At 63.5% G+C, this 16,626-nt stretch carries 17 protein-coding genes; 5 read left to right on the forward strand and 12 right to left on the reverse strand.

Annotated elements, in window-relative coordinates:
- Positions 1-94: 94 nt before the first annotated feature.
- Genes ONR75_RS27120 through ONR75_RS27130 form a run of 3 tightly spaced genes read left to right on the forward strand, consistent with a single transcriptional unit; the run spans position 95 to position 2,034 of the window.
- Positions 95-1,462 carry an oligosaccharide flippase family protein gene (locus ONR75_RS27120; protein WP_413776394.1) on the forward strand — a complete coding sequence of 456 codons (1,368 nt, stop codon included), beginning with the start codon at positions 95-97 and terminating at the stop codon, positions 1,460-1,462.
- A gap of 45 nt (positions 1,463-1,507) precedes the next feature.
- Positions 1,508-1,744: a hypothetical protein gene (locus ONR75_RS27125; RefSeq protein ID WP_265079976.1), complete on the forward strand. Its 237-nt coding sequence runs from the start codon at positions 1,508-1,510 to the stop codon at positions 1,742-1,744.
- On the forward strand, positions 1,741-2,034 hold the full coding sequence (locus ONR75_RS27130) for a type II toxin-antitoxin system RelE/ParE family toxin (protein WP_265079977.1): 294 nt from the start codon (positions 1,741-1,743) through the stop codon (positions 2,032-2,034). The genes ONR75_RS27125 and ONR75_RS27130 overlap by 4 nt, the downstream gene beginning before the upstream one ends.
- A gap of 69 nt (positions 2,035-2,103) precedes the next feature.
- Here the strand turns inward: ONR75_RS27130 and ONR75_RS27135 are convergent, their stop codons facing one another.
- The 12 genes from ONR75_RS27135 to cysG form a co-directional block, all read right to left on the reverse strand.
- Complete coding sequence (locus ONR75_RS27135) at positions 2,104-2,892, reverse strand: 3-hydroxybutyrate dehydrogenase (protein ID WP_265079978.1); 789 nt, start codon at positions 2,890-2,892, stop codon at positions 2,104-2,106.
- A gap of 44 nt (positions 2,893-2,936) precedes the next feature.
- The gene (locus ONR75_RS27140; protein WP_265079979.1) at positions 2,937-4,076 is read right to left on the reverse strand and encodes a patatin-like phospholipase family protein; all 1,140 of its coding nucleotides are present in this window, start codon (positions 4,074-4,076) and stop codon (positions 2,937-2,939) included.
- A gap of 90 nt (positions 4,077-4,166) precedes the next feature.
- Entirely contained in the window at positions 4,167-4,673 is a 507-nt protein-coding gene (locus ONR75_RS27145; RefSeq protein ID WP_413776395.1) for a CAP domain-containing protein, read from the reverse strand.
- Positions 4,674-4,891: 218 nt separating this feature from the next.
- Complete coding sequence (locus tag ONR75_RS27150; protein WP_265079981.1) at positions 4,892-5,941, reverse strand: sulfate/molybdate ABC transporter ATP-binding protein; 1,050 nt, start codon at positions 5,939-5,941, stop codon at positions 4,892-4,894.
- Positions 5,931-6,869 carry a sulfate ABC transporter permease subunit CysW gene (cysW, locus tag ONR75_RS27155; protein ID WP_265079982.1) on the reverse strand — a complete coding sequence of 313 codons (939 nt, stop codon included), beginning with the start codon at positions 6,867-6,869 and terminating at the stop codon, positions 5,931-5,933. The genes ONR75_RS27150 and cysW overlap by 11 nt, the downstream gene beginning before the upstream one ends.
- 7 nt (positions 6,870-6,876) lie before the next feature.
- The gene (gene cysT / locus ONR75_RS27160; protein WP_265079983.1) at positions 6,877-7,665 is read right to left on the reverse strand and encodes a sulfate ABC transporter permease subunit CysT; all 789 of its coding nucleotides are present in this window, start codon (positions 7,663-7,665) and stop codon (positions 6,877-6,879) included.
- A gap of 113 nt (positions 7,666-7,778) precedes the next feature.
- Complete coding sequence (locus tag ONR75_RS27165) at positions 7,779-8,768, reverse strand: sulfate ABC transporter substrate-binding protein (protein WP_265079984.1); 990 nt, start codon at positions 8,766-8,768, stop codon at positions 7,779-7,781.
- A 121-nt stretch (positions 8,769-8,889) separates the two neighbouring features.
- Complete coding sequence (locus tag ONR75_RS27170) at positions 8,890-9,633, reverse strand: phosphoadenylyl-sulfate reductase (RefSeq protein WP_265079985.1); 744 nt, start codon at positions 9,631-9,633, stop codon at positions 8,890-8,892.
- On the reverse strand, positions 9,630-10,148 hold the full coding sequence (locus ONR75_RS27175) for a DUF934 domain-containing protein (protein WP_265079986.1): 519 nt from the start codon (positions 10,146-10,148) through the stop codon (positions 9,630-9,632). The genes ONR75_RS27170 and ONR75_RS27175 overlap by 4 nt, the downstream gene beginning before the upstream one ends.
- Positions 10,135-11,790, reverse strand: a complete 1,656-nt coding sequence (locus tag ONR75_RS27180; RefSeq protein ID WP_265079987.1) for a nitrite/sulfite reductase — start codon at positions 11,788-11,790, stop codon at positions 10,135-10,137. The genes ONR75_RS27175 and ONR75_RS27180 overlap by 14 nt, the downstream gene beginning before the upstream one ends.
- Before the next feature lie 13 nt (positions 11,791-11,803).
- The gene (locus tag ONR75_RS27185; RefSeq protein WP_265079988.1) at positions 11,804-12,118 is read right to left on the reverse strand and encodes a DUF2849 domain-containing protein; all 315 of its coding nucleotides are present in this window, start codon (positions 12,116-12,118) and stop codon (positions 11,804-11,806) included.
- Entirely contained in the window at positions 12,115-13,551 is a 1,437-nt protein-coding gene (cysG, locus tag ONR75_RS27190) for a siroheme synthase CysG (protein ID WP_265079989.1), read from the reverse strand. Before cysG ends, ONR75_RS27185 begins: the two co-directional genes overlap by 4 nt.
- 143 nt (positions 13,552-13,694) lie before the next feature.
- Between cysG and cysD the strand changes: the two genes are divergently transcribed.
- Together cysD and cysC are read left to right on the forward strand one after the other, a co-directional pair.
- Positions 13,695-14,570, forward strand: coding sequence for a sulfate adenylyltransferase subunit CysD (gene cysD / locus ONR75_RS27195; RefSeq protein WP_265079990.1), 876 nt, complete (start codon positions 13,695-13,697; stop codon positions 14,568-14,570).
- A gap of 23 nt (positions 14,571-14,593) precedes the next feature.
- The gene (cysC, locus tag ONR75_RS27200; RefSeq protein ID WP_265079991.1) at positions 14,594-16,507 is read left to right on the forward strand and encodes an adenylyl-sulfate kinase; all 1,914 of its coding nucleotides are present in this window, start codon (positions 14,594-14,596) and stop codon (positions 16,505-16,507) included.
- Positions 16,508-16,626 lie beyond the last annotated feature (119 nt).

Consider the following 16,626-nt stretch of genomic DNA (forward strand, 5'->3'; position numbering starts at 1 on the left):
CCCCGTCCAGCGCATCGCCCAACCGGATATTAAGGATTCTTTGCGACCATGGCGCGTCGCCGCGCTCCGTGCGGCCAGAGATCCCGTTGTGGCCGTGCTGAATCTTCAAGACGCACCCGTCGTGCAGCCTGCCGGCCCATGGGCGCGGCTGCGCGGAATTTTCACCGGCTCCGGCGACGCGTCGCTGACGCGACGGCTGGCCGGCACGATCTTTCTGATCCGCTTTATCAGCGCGGGCCTCGCCTATGTCTCGCAGATCCTGCTGGCGCGCTGGATGGGCGGGTCGGATTACGGCGTCTACGTCTACGTCTGGACCTGGGTGCTGCTGCTCGGCTCGATGATGGACTTCGGGATCTCGGCCTCCGCGCAGAAGATCATTCCCGAATATCGCATCAGCGGCGACCATGCACGGCTACGCGGATTTCTCTCTGGCAGCCGCTGGATGACCGGCATCGTCTCGGCGATCATATCGCTGCTGCTCGCCGGCCTTGTGAAACTCCTGTCGCCGTGGATCGACCCTGCCAGCATCGTGCCGCTGTATCTCGGCTGCCTGACGCTGCCGGCCTTCGTCGTCGCCAACACCCAGGACGGCATCGCCCGCTCCCATGACTGGATGTCGCTCGGCCTGATGCCGCAATTCATCGTGCGACAGGCGTTGATCATCGGGTTCACCGCCGGCGCCTTCGCGCTCGGCTTCCATCTCGGCGCCGCCATTGCGATGCTGGCCAGCGTCGCTGCGGTGTGGATCGCCATGATCGGCCAGATGCTCGTGCTCAACCGCCGCCTCAAAGCGCACATGACGCCCGGGCCAAAGGCCTATGACTACCGCGGCTGGCTCAAGACCTCGCTGCCGATCCTACTGGTCGAGAGCTTCTATCTGCTGCTGTCCTACACCGACGTGCTGGTGCTGCAGCAGTTCCGCCCCTCGGACGAGGTCGGCGTGTATTTCGCCGTGGTCAAGACGCTGGCGCTGGTGTCGTTCATTCACTACGCGATGTCCGCGACCACCGCGCATCGCTTCACCGAATATCACAACGCCGGCGACAACGACCGGCTGGCGGCCTACGTCACCCACGCCATCAAGTGGACGTTCTGGCCGTCGCTGGCCGCCACCGTCATCCTGCTGGCGCTGGGCAAGCCTCTGCTGTGGCTGTTCGGGCCGACATTCGTCGACGGTTACGATATCATGTTTATCGCGGCCATCGGCCTGGTGGTGCGCTCGGCCATCGGCCCGGTGGAGCGGCTGCTCAACATGCTCGGCCACCAGAACATCTGCGCGCTGGCCTATGCCTCCGCCTTCGCAATGAATGTGGTGCTGTGCCTGGCGGTGGTGCCGCGCTTCGGCGGCCATGGCGCCGCCGCCGCCACCTCGATCTCGCTGGCGTTCGAGACGGTGCTGCTGTTCTGGATCGTCCGCACGCGATTGGGACTGCACGTGCTGGCATTCGGGAAGCGGGCCTGACGCCCCCGGCTGGAATGGGCGGCCGACATCTGTTAGCATTTGGGTATGACCGCGAACGAGCTCAAGACCCTTTTGGAGCGCGCAACATCCTGGCCCGAGGCGGCCCAGGATGAACTGGTCGCCGTGGCGAACCAGATCGAAAGCGAGCTGCAGGGCGGAGACTACGTCGCGACGCCAGAGGAACTGCGCATCATCGATGCCGCCATAGCCTCGATTGACGCGGGCGACGTCGCCAGCGAGGCGGAGGTAGAAGCGGCTTTTGCCAAATTCCGGCAGCGATGAAGCTGGTCTATTCGCCGCGCGCGCTCGCTGATCTCCACGAGATCGCAGCGTACTACGTCGAGAACGCCAGTCCTGCGATAGCCGAGGCGGTCGAACTGCGCTTCCGCGATGTTATCAATCGCATTGGTCGGACACCGGAAGCCGCGCCGCGCGTGTCTCAACGCTCGAATGTCCGGGTCGCGTCCGTCGTGCGCTATCCGTATCAGATATTCTATCGAGTACGCGGCAACGAAATTGATATCCTGTACATGCGGCATACCTCGCGACGCCCCTTGAAGGACGTCGACTGAGGATCGCCGTGGATGGCCGGGACAACATCCCCGGCCATGACAAACGTCAAAGTCGGAGCGTGTACCGCCCTACTCCGCGGTCCAACCGCCGTCGATGGACAGGTTGGCACCGGTGATCTGGGCGGCGTCATCGCCGCACAGGAACAGGGCCAGCGCCGCGACCTGCTCGGAGGTTACGAACTCCTTGGTCGGCTGGGCTTCCAGCAGCACGTCCTTGATGACCTGCTCCTTGGTGAGGCCACGCGCCTTCATGGTGTCGGGGATCTGCTTCTCCACAAGCGGCGTCCAGACATAGCCCGGGCTGATGCAGTTGCAGGTGATCTTGTGGGTCGCCAGCTCCAGCGCCACGGTCTTGGTCAGGCCGGCAATGCCGTGCTTGGCGGAGACGTAGGCGGACTTGAACGGCGAGGCGACCAGCGAATGCGCCGACGCGGTGTTGATGATACGGCCCCAGCCGGCCTTCTTCATCAGCGGCACGGCGGCGCGGATGCCGTGAAACGCAGACGACAGGTTGATGGCAATGATGGCGTCCCATTTTTCGATGGGAAACTCCTCGATCGGCGACACGAACTGGATGCCGGCATTGTTGACCAGGATGTCGACGGAGCCATAGGTGCTCTCGCCGAGTGCCACCATGGCCGCGATTTCCGCAGGCTTGGTCATGTCGGCCGGCGAATGGATCGCCTTGACACCAAAATCCTTTTCAATTCCAGCGCGTTCCTTCTCGATATCGTCGGGGGCGCCCATGCCGTTCAGCACGATATTGGCTCCGGCGCCGGCGAAGGCGCGCGCATAGGCCAACCCGATGCCGCTGGTCGAGCCGGTGACGACCGCGGTCTTGCCTTTAAGATTAGCCATTCATTCGCTCCTGTTGATGCTGTGTGCGGTTCGGAATTCGGATCTCAGGCCAAGTCATCCGCTGTCAGATCCCAGGTCACCATGGTCTCGCCGTTCTGCGGCCGTTCGAACCATTCGGGATGCTTCATCGAGAGATGGACGTCGCGTTCGCCGGACTGCCAGTGATCGATCATGTTGAGCCGGGAGAAATTGTAGTCTTTCGACGACGACTCGTAATTCTTGCGGCGATAGATCAGGTGCACCACGGTGACGGTGTTTTCCTTGGTGGCTTCCTCGAGAATGGCCACCGACGGATCGTTTTTCAGTTCATCGGGCAACTTGGCGATCAGGTCGCTGAGCGCCTTGATGGTGTTGTGAATCTTCTTGTTCTTGTCGGTGTTCATGCGCGTTCGGCTGGAAAAGCGGATGTCCTTTTCACGCTCCGCCGCATCCAGCAGCGTTGCCGGCAGCGGCCCGCGCGCGCTGAACAGATCGACCTGAAAGATCAGCAGGTCCTCGGTCGTGTGCTGATCCAGCACGTAATCCAGCGGCGTGTTGGAAGCGATGCCGCCGTCCCAGTAGAACTCGCCATCGATCTCGATAGCCGGAAAGCCCGGCGGCAGCGCTGCCGAGGCCATGATGTGCTCCGGCCCGATGGTCTGCTTCATGTTGTCGAAGTAGGTGAAATTGCCGGTGGCGATGTTGACGGCGCCGACGCTGAACCGCGTGGTCTTGGCGTTGATGCGATCGAAGTCCACCAGCCGCAGCAGCGTCGCGCGCAGCGGCGTCGTGTCGTAATAGCTCATCGACGGCAGACTGCTGGACGGAAACAATTGTGCCGGCGGAAAGCGCGGCGTGAAGAATCCGGGAACGCCGAAGGCAAGGATCATCGCGGCACTGGCGCCATCGAACGCCGAGTGTGCGCGATCGTTCGGCAGTTCAGGCTGCCAGGGCACCGGCGACGACGCCAGTTCCCAGAACTCCTTTAGCCGGCCGATGCGCTTGTCGCGTGGATTCCCGGCGATGATGGCGGCGTTGATCGCGCCAATCGAAATCCCGGCGACCCATTCCGGTTCGAAATCATGGTGGCACAGCGACTGATAGGCGCCGGCCTGGTACGAACCGAGCGCACCGCCGCCCTGCAGCACCAGCACGCGGTGCGCCTTGGCCGGCACCGCGGTACCGGATTGATCGGACGTGTCCATAGCCCCTCAATCAAACCTGATGAACGAAGCCCTACCGTGCCGCCCCTTGGCGACGAGGTCAACGGCGATGCTGCATGGCAACATGCACAATCATTTGTTGTCGGTAGAGGCCAGAATCATGGTCCAGAACACCTTGTATTTGGTGTTGGGAGCATAGGTCGCAGCGATACCCAATTTTGTGACGCCGCTTTTCAGCATGTTGGCGCGGTGCGGAGGCGAGTCCCGCCAACCGGAAAATGCTTCGGCCATGGTGTGATAGCCGGCGGAGACATTTTCCACCGCGAGGGTGGCCGGATAGCCGCCGGCGTTCAGGCGCTTGGCCAGCGGCGCCTTGATGTCATGATCGAGCTTGTTCTTCTTCGCCATGGCGGTGGACTGGTCTTCGGCCAGCGCCATCAATGCGGGATCGACCACAACGGGGCCGAGGCCGTTGTTCTGGCGGTACAGCGAAATCATTGAGGCCGCGGCCACCGGATCGAGCTTGGCGCCGCCGTTGGCCATGCTGAGATACATGGTGGGCTGGTCGGTCGACGGCGCGACATCCCCGGCACAGCCGCCGAGCAGCAAAAATCCAACTATGGCCACCGCCGCGCGCATCAAACATCTCCCAACCTGAGGCGCGTTTGTTGCACACCAACCGTGGCTGAAAGGTGAAGAAACGAGGATGTTGCCCCCACCCAGGTGTCATCGCCCGATCGGGTGCGCAATTGCGCGCCTGGGCTGGGCGCCCCAGTAGACGCGCACGTTCGGGAGTCTCACCAACACCTGCGTTTACCGGGTCCTCGCATGCGCGGGGACGACAAGGGAGTTTGGGCTTAATCCTGCGCGGCGAAGATCCGATACCGACGCGGCTGCAGGCCGACGATGTCGCCAGCCTTGAGCACACCGTCGCGCGGCGCGTCGATCTCGATCAGCCGGTCGTCGCCGGCGGCATTGAGCAGGATATCGGCGCGCTGGGTCGGGCCGAAGGCGCGGACCCGCTTGACGGCACCTTCCAGGACGCCGCTGCCGGCCGGACCGATGGCGATATCGTGACGGCGAATGAACAGCTGCGACGGGCCGGAGGCCGCGTTGCGCGCCTCCAGGTTGAGCACTTGGTCACCCAGCCGGACCCGGCCGTCGCTGATGTTCACGGGCAGCATGATGGATTCACCAATGAAGCCGTGCACGAAGGCGGTCGCCGGCTCGTCATAGACGTCGCCCGGCGTGCCGATCTGCTCGATACGGCCCTTGTCCATGACCACCACGCGGTTGGCGACCTCGAGGGCCTCCTCCTGGTCGTGGGTGACGAAGATCGAGGTGACGTGGATTTCCTCATGCAGCGAGCGCAGCCATTTGCGCAGTTCCTTGCGCACCTTGGCGTCGAGCGCGCCGAACGGCTCGTCAAGCAGCAGGATGCGCGGCTCGATGGCCAGCGCGCGAGCCAGCGCGATGCGCTGGCGCTGGCCGCCGGACAGCTGGCTCGGATAGCGGTCGGCCAGCCAGTCGAGCTGCACGAGGTCGAGCAGATCCTTGACCCGCTTCCTGATCTCGGCGTCGGAACGGCGGACGGCGCGGGGCTGCACGCGCAGGCCGAAGGCGACGTTCTCGAACACGCTCATATGGCGGAACAGCGCGTAGTGCTGGAACACGAAGCCGACATGGCGTTCGCCGGCGCCGCGCGACAGCGCGTCCTCGCCGTCAAAACTGACGCTCCCGGAGTCTGGCCAGTCCAGGCCGGCGATGATCCGCAGCAGCGTGGTCTTCCCCGAGCCTGATGGACCGAGCAGCGCCACCAGCTCGCCGGTCTCGACCTTGAGATCAACATTGTCCAGCGCCTTGAAGGAGCCGAACTGCTTGACGATATTGCGAACTTCAATCGTCACGGGCCTGCTGTCCTTCCACGATTTGACCTTCCAGGATTGTCTTCGCGATCAGCGTGATCAGCGCCAGCATGGCCAGCAGCGACGCGATCGCGAAGGCGCCCACCATCTGATATTCATTATACAGGATCTCCACCAGCAGCGGCATGGTGTTGGTCTCGCCGCGGATATGCCCGGAGACCACCGAGACGGCACCGAATTCGCCCATTGCGCGGGCATTGCACAGCAAAACGCCGTACAGCAGACCCCATTTCACGTTGGGCAGCGTCACCTTCATGAAGGTTTGCCAGCCAGAAGCGCCGAGCGAAATGGCCGCCTCCTCCTCTTGCGATCCCTGCTCCTGCATCAGCGGAATCAATTCACGCGCGACAAAGGGGAAGGTCACGAAGGTGGTGGCCAGCACGATGGCCGGCATTGCAAACAGGATATGAATGCCATGAGCCATCAGCCATGGTCCGAAGAAACCCTGCGCACCGAACAGCAGCACGAACACCAGGCCGGAGATCACCGGACTCACCGAGAACGGCAGATCGATCAGGGTAATCAGCAAGGTCTTGCCGCGAAATTCGAATTTCGCGATAGCCCAGGCCGCCGCCACTCCGAACACCAGGTTGAGGCCGACCGAGATCGCCGCGGTGATCAGTGTCAGCCAGATCGCAGCGAGCGCCTCGGGATCGGCCAGCGCCTTGAGATAGAAGCTGACGCCCTTGGAAAATGCCTCGGCAAACACCAGCACCAGCGGCAGCACGACGAATACCGTCAGAAACGATAACGCCAGCGTAATGATGATGCAGCGGACCAGACGCGGTTCGGTGCGGGCATCACGCCTCGCCAGCGGTGCCACGTAGGGCTTGGCCGGCAATGCTGCCGACGCGGTGTCCGCAGCTGCAGGCGGGGCGGCAGCGGTGGCATTGGTGGAGGTGATGGTCATGACCGCTTCATCCGATGGTCAGCGCGCGCGTCTGCGCCCACCGCTGGATACGGTTCAGAACGAAGATGATCAGAAACGATGTGACCAGCATCACGACTGCGATGGCGGTCGCGTCCGCGTAGCGAAATTCGGACAACCGGATCACGATCAGCAGCGGCGCAATCTCCGAGACGTTGGGCAGGTTGCCGGCGATAAAAATGACCGAGCCGTATTCACCGACGGCACGGGCGAAGGCCAGCGCAAAGCCGGTGAGGATAGCAGGCGTCAGGCTGGGCAGGATCACGCGGGTGATGGTCTGCCACCGGTTGGCGCCGAGACAGGCTGCCGCCTCCTCGATCTCCACTTCGAGATCGATCAGCACCGGCTGCACCGTGCGCACCACGAAAGGAATCCCAATGAAGATCATTGCGATGAAGATGCCCAGCGGCGTGAACGCCACCTTGATGCCGAGCTCCGCCAGCGGCGCGCCGAGCCAGCCCTTCTGCGCGAACAGCGTGGTCAGCGCCACGCCGGCCACCGCAGTCGGCAGCGCGAATGGGATATCGACGATCGCATCGAAGATACGGCGACCGGGAAACCGGTAGCGCACCAGCGCCCAGACGATGATCAGGCCCGCCACAAGATTGACGAGTGCAGCGAGGAAGGCGAGGCCGAACGAGATCTTCAGCGCGTGCAGCGTGCGATTGCTGGTGACCGTTTCGATGAACTGGGCGAAGCTGAGTTCTGTAGTCTTGACGAAAAGGCCTGCGAGCGGGATCAGGATAAGCAGCGACAGCCATGTCAGGGTCAGGCCCATGGTCAGCCCGAATCCCGGCAATGCGCTCCGTCTTGATGCCCCGCCCACAATGTCCCCTAACTATTCAGTTGCTGCCCGGGCGCCGATCCGGCCCGGACAGCAGGTGTCGTCGATCAGTTCTTGTAGATCTTATCGAAGATCCCGCCATCGCTGAAATGCTCGCTCTGCGCCTTGGTCCAGCCGCCGAACACGTCGTCGATGGTGAACAGGTTCACCTTGGCAAATGACGCCGCATACTTCTCGCCCACCGCGGAATCGCGTGGACGATAGAAATTGCGTGCGGCAATTTCTTGTCCTTCCGGGGTATACCAGTATTTCAGGTAGGCTTCAGCCGCGGCCTTGGTACCCTTCTTGTCGGAGACGGTATCGACCACCGCGACCGGCGGCTCGGCCAGGATCGACAATGGCGGGGCCACGATCTCGAACTTGTCCTTACCGAATTCCTTCACCGCGAGAAAGGCTTCGTTCTCCCACGCGAGCAAGACGTCGCCGACGCCACGCTCGACGAAAGTGATGGTCGAACCGCGCGCGCCGGTATCCAGCACCGGCACGTTCTTGAAGATATTGCCGACGAATTCGCGCGCCTTGTCCTTCGAACCGAACTTTTTCTCCGCATAGCCCCAGGCGGCGAGATAGTTCCAGCGCGCCCCGCCGGAGGTTTTCGGGTTCGGCGTAATCACGCTGACGCCGGATTTGATCAGGTCATCCCAATCCTTGATGCCCTTGGGATTGCCTTTGCGCACCAGGAACACGATGGTCGACGTATAGGGCGACGAATTCTGCGGCAGCCGCTTCTGCCAATCCTTGGCCAGCAGGCCCTTGTTGGCGATGGCATCGACATCGTAGGCGAGCGCAAGGGTAACCACATCGGCCTGAAGGCCATCGATGACCGAACGGGCCTGAGCACCGGACCCGCCATGGGACTGCTTGATCTCGATGCTCTTGCCGGTGTCCTTCTGATAGGACGCGGCGAAAGCCTTGTTGAAATCGGAGTAGAGTTCGCGCGTCGGATCGTAGGAGACGTTGAGCAGTGTGACGTCGGCGGCGAAAGCAGAGCCAGCCCAGAGCAGGCTTGCGATGACGGGAATGATACGACGAACCATGATGACCTACCTCCAGCACAACAACAGAAGCGTCGTCGGCAACGCGTTCAAACTCTTGAAATCGAGACTCGAAGTCAACGAAACCACATTTCAATGTTGGCAGCGTGACGGCAGCAATATCCTACGAAGTCGGCATCGTATGGATACCACATTCCGTCTTGGCTTTGCCACGCCAGCGGCCGGCGCGCTGGTCCTCATCCGGCGCGCTTCTGCTGGTGCAGGGCATGCAGCCGACCGACAGAAATCCCGACGTCGTGAGCGGATGCGGCGGCAGTTTGGCCGACGCATAGATCAGTTCGATGTCCTCGCGCGAGACATTGGCGAACGGATTGAACTTCAAACGGGCGCCATCGGCCTCGACCACGGGGATCGCCGCGCGGGCACCACCCTGAAACCGCTTGCGGCCGTTGATCCAGGCGTCGAACGGCGCCAGCGAACGGCGAAGCGGTTCGACCTTGCGAATGAAGCAGCATTGATCCGGATTGGAGAACCACAAATCGCGCTCGGGATCATCGCGATCAAGGTCGGCATCAAGCGGCTTGATCGAGCGCACATCGCGCAAGCCCAATTGGGCGATCAGCGTATCGCGATAGGCCAGCGTCTCCGCGAATAGCCACCCGGTATCGAGGAAGATCACCGGGATCGCCGGATCGACTTCGGACATCACCTTGAGCAGGGCCGCCGACTCGGTACCGAACGACGACACCACCGCAAGCCTGTCGCGAGCGACGACCTTCAAGGCGGCGCCGATGATCTGTGCCGGCGACGCCGCACGCAGCTCCTGCTCGAGTTCAGCCACCAGCTCCGTGGGAGTAGCGGATTCGACCGGCAAGGCAGGCTTGCGCTGGTGCAGCGGCGCGTTCATGGATTTGCACTCTCCGCCTGATGGCGCTGCTGCATGCGACGATGCAGCGCAGTGATCCGGCCATCGCCGGTGGGCTGGTAAAACACCGTGTAGCGCCGCGCAGTGGCCGCGAAGGCCTCGGCGTCGGCATCCTTTTTGACCTCGAACGTATCGAAGCCGGCGCGCAGCATGAACACGAACTGGTCGCGCAGCACCTGGCCGGTGGCGCGCAGTTCGCCACGATACTTGTAACGCTCGCGCAGCAACCGCGCCTGGCTATAGGCACGGCCATCGCGGAATGTCGGGAACACCAGGGCAACAGCGGCGAGCTTGCTGAGCCAGGGCACGAGATCGTCGACATCCCGATTGTTCGGCCAGATCACAGCCGTCGGATTGTTGCGACCCACCAGTGCCTCGGGATCGGCAAGGAACCGCGCCGCCGACATCAGCACGGCGCCCTCGGCCGGAATCTCCACATCGTCGGCGACGTGAATGAATGAATCGCCGACGATCTTGCCGTCCTTAACGAGTGGCATAGACGCGCTCCTTGAAGGGCTCGACGCCGAGCCGCTTGACGGCGTCTATGAACAGTTCGTCAGGCCGGGCGCGCAACGCAAGATAGGCCTCGACAATATCTTCGACGACATCGGCGACATCAGCATAGGGAACCGCCGGACCGATCAGCGTGCCGACCACGGCATGCTCGTCGGCGCGGCCGCCGATGGTGATCTGGTAGAATTCCTCGCCGTTCTTCTCGACGCCGAGAATGCCGATATGACCGACGTGATGATGCCCGCAGGCATTGATGCAGCCGGAAATATTGACATGCAGGCGGCCGATCAGGTTGGCCGTGTCGTGATTGGCGAAGCGTCGCGTCAGTTCCTGCGCGATCGGAATCGAGCGGGTATTGGCAAGCGAGCAGTAGTCCAACCCCGGACAGGCGATGATGTCGGTCACGAGATTGACGTTCGGCGTGGCGACGCCAATCTTGTCGAGCGCGCGCCACAGCGCCGGCAGGTCGCGCTGGGCGACATGGGGCAGCGCCAGATTTTGCTCGTGACCGACGCGGATCTCGCCGAACGAATACTTGTCGGCGAGATCGGCGATGGCGTCCATCTGATCCGCGGTGGCATCGCCGGGCGGGCCGCCGATCGGCTTCAGCGATAGCGTCACGATGGAATAACCCGGCCGCCGGTGGGGCGCGACAGAATTCAGGCGCCAGGCTTCGAAATGCGGATCGGCCGATGCCGCCTTCAGCTCGTCAGGCAGATCCGTGAGCTGCTTGTAGTGCGGATAGGTGAAGCGCGAACGGATGTCCTCGACCACCTCATCGTCCAGCGTCAGCGCATTATCGCGCATCGCCAGCCACTCGTCTTCGACCTCGGCGGCAAACTTCTCGATGCCGAGCTCGTGCACCAGGATCTTGATGCGCGCCTTGTAGATGTTGTCGCGGCGACCGTACTGGTTGTAGACGCGCAGGATCGCCTCGACATAGCTCAGCAGATCGCGCCCAGGCACGAATGGCTTGATGGTCTTGCCGATGAACGGCGTGCGGCCGAGACCGCCACCGACGAGCACCTCGAAGCCGGTCTCGCCGCCGTCGTTCTTGTGCAGCCGCAGGCCTATGTCGTGCACCTTGATGGCGGCACGGTCATGTGCCGACGCAGTGATGGCGAACTTGAACTTACGCGGCAGGAACGAGAATTCCGGATGCATGGTGGAATACTGCCGCAGCAGCTCGCACCAGATCCGGGGGTCTTCGACCTCGCCGGGCGCTACGCCGGCCCATTGATCGGTGGTGATGTTGCGGGTGCAGTTGCCCGAGGTCTGCATGGCATGGATACCGACCTTGGCGAGGTCTTCCAGCGCGTCGGGCAGATCGGCCAGCTTGATCCAGTTGAACTGGATGTTCTGCCGCGTGGTGAAGTGACCGTAGCCGCGATCATAGCGCCGCGCCACATGGGCCATCTTGCGCATCTGGTCGGCCGACAGCGTGCCGTAGGGAATCGCGACGCGGAACATATAGGCGTGCAGTTGCAGATAGACGCCGTTCATCAGCCGCAGCATCTTGAACTCGTCCTCGGTGAGTTCACCGGACAGCCGGCGCTTCACCTGGTCGCGAAATTCGGAGACGCGCTCGTTGATCAGCGTGCGGTCGATTTCATCATAAGCATACATGATTCAGAAAGCCTCAGGCCGGGACCGGGAGATCGATGGTGACGCCTTGCCGCCGGATCTGCTCACGCAGATTGCCGGGCTCGATCGTGCCGTCGTCCTTGACGTCGACAGGGGCGATATAGGGACCGATCGCGCCGACATCATCGGCGGTGGATTCGGTGAGTAGCGCGCGCGCATCGTCCGCCGTACGGACAACCGCGGCGCTGGACAGATCGGTGGTCCAGCCGTGCTGGCCGTCGCGATAGATCACTGCGCCGTCCCAGGTGCGGTTGGCGGTGATGACCGACGGGCCGGTGATCTTGATTTTTTGTTGCAGAGGAGACGTCATTCGGCAGCCACCAGAAGTTCGGGGATCAGTTCAGAGAGGTTCAATTGGCGCCACGGCGCGGAATGTGCGACCACATCGCCAATGACGAGAATGGCCGGGCCGCTCTCGATCTGCGCAACCAGCGCCGGCAGATCGCCGAGCGTACCGACCACCGCCTGCGCATCGGGCCGGGTGACGCGCGCAAACACGCCGACCGGGGTTTGCGGCGAACGGCCCGCGGCGAGCAGACCTTCGCGGATCGTCGGCGCCGCCGTCATGCCCATATAGACAACTACCGTCATTTTTTCGTCGGTGAGCGCGCCCCAGTCGACGGTCTCCGCATCCTTGGCCTTGTGGGCGGTCAGAAATGTGAGCCGCAGCGCCTCGTGGCGGTAGGTCAGCGGCACTTCGAACTGCGCCGCGCCGCCCAGCGCCGCGGTGATGCCCGGAATGATGGAGTAGGACACACCGGCTTGGCGCAGCGCTTCGATTTCCTCGCCGCCGCGGCCGAAGATGAAGCAATCGCCGCCCTTCAGGCGCAACGCGCGCTGCCCGGCTTTCGCCGCCTCGATCAGCAGGGCGTTGACGGCGTCCTGGCCGATGCCCGGTCTGCCCACGCGGCGTCCGACCGGCACCCGCGATGCATCGCGGCGAATGCGATCGAGAATTTCAGGCGAAACCAACTCGTCATAGAAAACAACGTCCGCGTCCTGCAGGGCGCGCAGCGCCTTGACGGTCAGCAGATCGGGATCACCGGGACCGGCGCCGACCAATGTCACGTGACCGGCGACCTCACCGGATGACAGCGCTCCGGCAAAGGCGATGGGGTCGGCGATGTCGTGTAACGCCTGCTCGGCATCCGCGCCGCGACCGGCAAGCACCAGCGCGCCGATCGGGCCATCGACCACGCGTTCCCAGAACCGGCGCCGCAGCGACATGTCCGGGAGCCGGCCGGACATCGGCTTGCGCCAGCGGCCGATGAAACCGGCCAGATCTCCGATCCGCGCTGGCAGAACGGATTCGATTTTTTCGCGTACGCGGCGCGCCAGCACGGGGGCAGAGCCGCCGGTGCCGATGGCGACGACGACATCGCCGCGATCGACGATGGCGGGAAGGATAAAAGTGGAGTGCGCAAGTTCGTCCATGACGTTGACGGGAACACCCGACGCCCTCGCCCGCGCGGCCATCGCATGTCCCAGTTCACCCGCGCCAGCGCAGAGAACCGCAACGACGCCGGACAGATCGGTCGTGAGAGGGTCGCCATCGGCATGCTCGATCCGCGCAACTCCCTCAGGATCGAGCCCAGCCGTGTCGCGATTGCCGTCGGTGGCGTACCAGCGAATCCGCGCGCCGGCCGCCAGCAGCAATCGCAACTTGGCGCGCACGAGCTCGCCCGCACCGATCAGCAGGATCGGTCCGGTCTGCAGATCGAGAAACACCGGCAAGAATCGCATCCGATACTCCGCTCCCCAAAATCCGGGGTTGACTGGAATTATTTTCTATATATCTCTCATTCAAGCCGCGCAAAGAGAAAATTATTTCTTCTCTCCCGCAGTGCAACTATAGAATTTTTGTCTCCAAACACCAAGAGATAGAGATGCATCTTCTCGACAACGATAATGGCAGAGACGGGTTGCGCGGCGCGCCACGCGAGAGTGCCGACGTGCGGATGCCCTCAATGGATCATCTCGACGAGTTGGAAGCGCAAAGCATCTATATTTTTCGCGAGGCCTTTGCGCGCCTGAAGAAGCTCGCACTGCTGTGGTCGCTCGGCAAGGACTCCAATGTGATGATCTGGCTGGCGCGCAAGGCGTTCTTCGGACGGGTCCCGTTTCCTGCGCTCCACGTCGACACCGGCAAGAAATTTCCTGAAATGTACACGTTCCGCGACCAGTATGCGGGCGAATGGGGCCTCGACCTCAAGGTCGACTATTGCCCGCCGATCGAAAGCATCGATCCGACCCTGCCCCCGGCCGCACGCTCGGCTGCGCGGAAAACGGAAGGGTTGAAGCTGGCGCTCGCCAAATACGGCTTCGACGGGCTGATTGCCGGCATTCGCCGCGACGAGGAAGCTACCCGCGCCAAGGAGCGCGTGTTCTCGCCGCGCGGCACCGAAGGCGGATGGGACGTCCGCGATCAGCCGCCGGAATTCTGGGACCAGTTCAACGCCTCGCCGCCGCCCGGCGCGCATCTGCGCATCCACCCGATCCTGCATTGGACCGAGGCGGATATCTGGGCCTACACCAAGCGCGAGAATATCCCGATCATCCCGCTGTACCTGGCGAAAGACGGCAAGCGCTACCGCTCGCTGGGCGATCAGGACATCACCAATCCCGTGGCATCGACCGCGACCACGATCGACGAGATCCTGATCGAACTCGACGGCACCAAGGTGCCGGAGCGCGCCGGGCGTGCGCTCGATCACGAGACCGAAGACGCCTTCGAACGGCTTCGCGTCGCCGGCTACCTGTAACGAACAAGAAACCGAGCGCTCCGATGAACATCGCTGTCTCACCAAACCTCGCGACGCCCAACGGCACCACCCGCCCGCAGGTCCGCATCGTCATCGTCGGCCACGTCGATCACGGCAAGTCGACGCTGGTGGGGCGGCTGCTGCATGAGACCGGCTCGCTGCCCGACGGCAAGCTGGAAATGCTGAAGGCGGTCAGCGCCCGCCGCGGCATGCCGTTCGAATGGTCGTTCCTGCTTGACGCGCTGCAGACCGAGCGCGACCAGGGCATCACCATCGACACCACGCAGATCCGCTTCCGAACCAAATCGCGCGACGTCGTCCTGATCGACGCGCCCGGCCATGCGGAGTTCTTGCGCAACATGATCACCGGCGCCTCGCAGGCCGACGGTGCCGTACTGATCATCGACGCACTGGAAGGTGTGCGCGACCAGACGCGACGACATGGCTATCTGCTGCATCTGCTCGGCATCAAACAAGTCGCGGTGGTCGTCAACAAGATGGACCGCGTCGACTTTTCCGAAGCGCGGTTCCGAGACATCAGCGACGAGATCTCAGCGCACCTGATCGACCTCGGCGTGACGCCGAGCGCGGTGATCCCGATTTCCGCGCGCGACGGCGACGGCGTCGCCGAGCGCACCGATCGCATCGGCTGGTACAAGGGCCTGACGGTCGTCGAGGCGCTGGATGCGCTGACGCCGGCGCGCGCGCTCGACGAATTGCCGCTGCGCCTGCCGGTGCAAGCCATCTACAAGTTCGACGACCGTCGCATCGTTGCCGGCCGGATCGAATCCGGCAATCTCCGCACCGGCGACGAGATCGTCATCATGCCGGCCGGCAAGATTGCGAAAATCAAGAGCGTCGAGAGCTGGCCGCTAACGCCGCTGTCGGGTCCGCAGGGCGCCGGCCGCTCCACCGGCATTACCCTGGACCGCGAATTGTTCATCGAGCGCGGCGACGTTATCGCCCATGTCGGCGCCGCTCCCCGCGATACCCGCCGGCTTCGCGCGCGGATCTTCTGGCTGCACGATGCGCCGCTGGCCGTCGGCGCCTCGGTACTGCTGCGGGTCGGCACACGGGAAAGCCGCGCCACCATCGTCGCCATCGAGAAGGCTGTCGATCCCGGCGACCTGCAGAGCGTCGCCGCCAAGGCCATCGCCCGCAACCATGTGGGCGAAATCGACATCTCGCTGGCGCAACCGATTGCCGCCGACCCCTATACCGACAACCCCCGCACCGGCCGGCTGGTGATCGAGGTCAACGGCCGCATCGCCGGCGGCGGACTGGTGCTGTCCGTGGATGCCGGGCAGCGCGCCGTGCCAGTCGACATCGTGCCGGTGGAATCCGCGCTGCGGCCCGACGAACGCTCGGCGCGCTATCGCCATAACGGCGCCGTGCTATGGTTGACCGGCCTGCCCGGCTCCGGCAAATCGACGCTGGCGCTGGCGCTGGAGCGCCGGCTGTTCAGCCGCGGCGGCTCGCCGATCCTGCTCGACGGCGACACGCTGCGCGCCGGGCTCAACAACGATCTCGGTTTCTCGGCCCAGGATCGCAGCGAGAACATTCGCCGCCTCGCCGAAGTCGCCGCCCATCTCGCCAAGAATGGACACATCGCCATCGTCGCGGCGGTGTCTCCGGCCTTGGAAGATCGTGCTGCGGCGCGGCGGATCGCCGACGCAGCGTTTCGCGAGATCTACGTCTCCACGCCCGCGGAAATTTGCGAGCAACGCGATCCCAAGGGCCACTACGCCAAGGCCCGCGCCGGGGCGCTGCATGGCTTCACCGGCATCGGCAACAACTATCAGGCGCCCGGCGCGGTCGAACTGACCATCGATACCTCGCAGCGGTCGGTCGCCGACGCGACCGACGCCATCGAACGCATGCTGGCGGAGACCGGGATCCTGTTCGACGAACATGTCGATCTCGCCGCCAACATCTAGCTGACCTGCTCTGAGTGGAAGAAGGTGGCACGGACCCACGAGCCAGCAAAGCTGGCCCGATGCCAGCCTCCGTCCGCGTCGGATAGCGGTCCCGAGCGTAACACTCCCTCGCCCGGCCG

This window comes from Rhodopseudomonas sp. P2A-2r (assembly GCF_026015985.1).
Classification (GTDB): Bacteria; Pseudomonadota; Alphaproteobacteria; order Rhizobiales; family Xanthobacteraceae; genus Tardiphaga.

Bases quoted from the DNA above. Each gene is read 5' to 3' on its own strand.
- ONR75_RS27125 (WP_265079976.1), top strand. From the start codon at position 1,508: ATGACCGCGAACGAGCTCAAGACCCTTTTGGAGCGCGCAACATCCTGG.
- ONR75_RS27130 (WP_265079977.1), top strand. From the start codon at position 1,741: ATGAAGCTGGTCTATTCGCCGCGCGCGCTCGCTGATCTCCACGAGATC.
- ONR75_RS27135 (WP_265079978.1), bottom strand. From the start codon at position 2,892: ATGGCTAATCTTAAAGGCAAGACCGCGGTCGTCACCGGCTCGACCAGC.
- ONR75_RS27140 (WP_265079979.1), bottom strand. From the start codon at position 4,076: ATGGACACGTCCGATCAATCCGGTACCGCGGTGCCGGCCAAGGCGCAC.
- ONR75_RS27145 (WP_413776395.1), bottom strand. From the start codon at position 4,673: ATGCGCGCGGCGGTGGCCATAGTTGGATTTTTGCTGCTCGGCGGCTGT.
- cysW (WP_265079982.1), bottom strand. From the start codon at position 6,869: ATGACCATCACCTCCACCAATGCCACCGCTGCCGCCCCGCCTGCAGCT.
- cysT (WP_265079983.1), bottom strand. From the start codon at position 7,665: ATGGGCCTGACCCTGACATGGCTGTCGCTGCTTATCCTGATCCCGCTC.
- ONR75_RS27165 (WP_265079984.1), bottom strand. From the start codon at position 8,768: ATGGTTCGTCGTATCATTCCCGTCATCGCAAGCCTGCTCTGGGCTGGC.
- ONR75_RS27170 (WP_265079985.1), bottom strand. From the start codon at position 9,633: ATGAACGCGCCGCTGCACCAGCGCAAGCCTGCCTTGCCGGTCGAATCC.
- ONR75_RS27175 (WP_265079986.1), bottom strand. From the start codon at position 10,148: ATGCCACTCGTTAAGGACGGCAAGATCGTCGGCGATTCATTCATTCAC.
- ONR75_RS27180 (WP_265079987.1), bottom strand. From the start codon at position 11,790: ATGTATGCTTATGATGAAATCGACCGCACGCTGATCAACGAGCGCGTC.
- ONR75_RS27185 (WP_265079988.1), bottom strand. From the start codon at position 12,118: ATGACGTCTCCTCTGCAACAAAAAATCAAGATCACCGGCCCGTCGGTC.
- cysG (WP_265079989.1), bottom strand. From the start codon at position 13,551: ATGCGATTCTTGCCGGTGTTTCTCGATCTGCAGACCGGACCGATCCTG.
- cysD (WP_265079990.1), top strand. From the start codon at position 13,695: ATGCATCTTCTCGACAACGATAATGGCAGAGACGGGTTGCGCGGCGCG.
- cysC (WP_265079991.1), top strand. From the start codon at position 14,594: ATGAACATCGCTGTCTCACCAAACCTCGCGACGCCCAACGGCACCACC.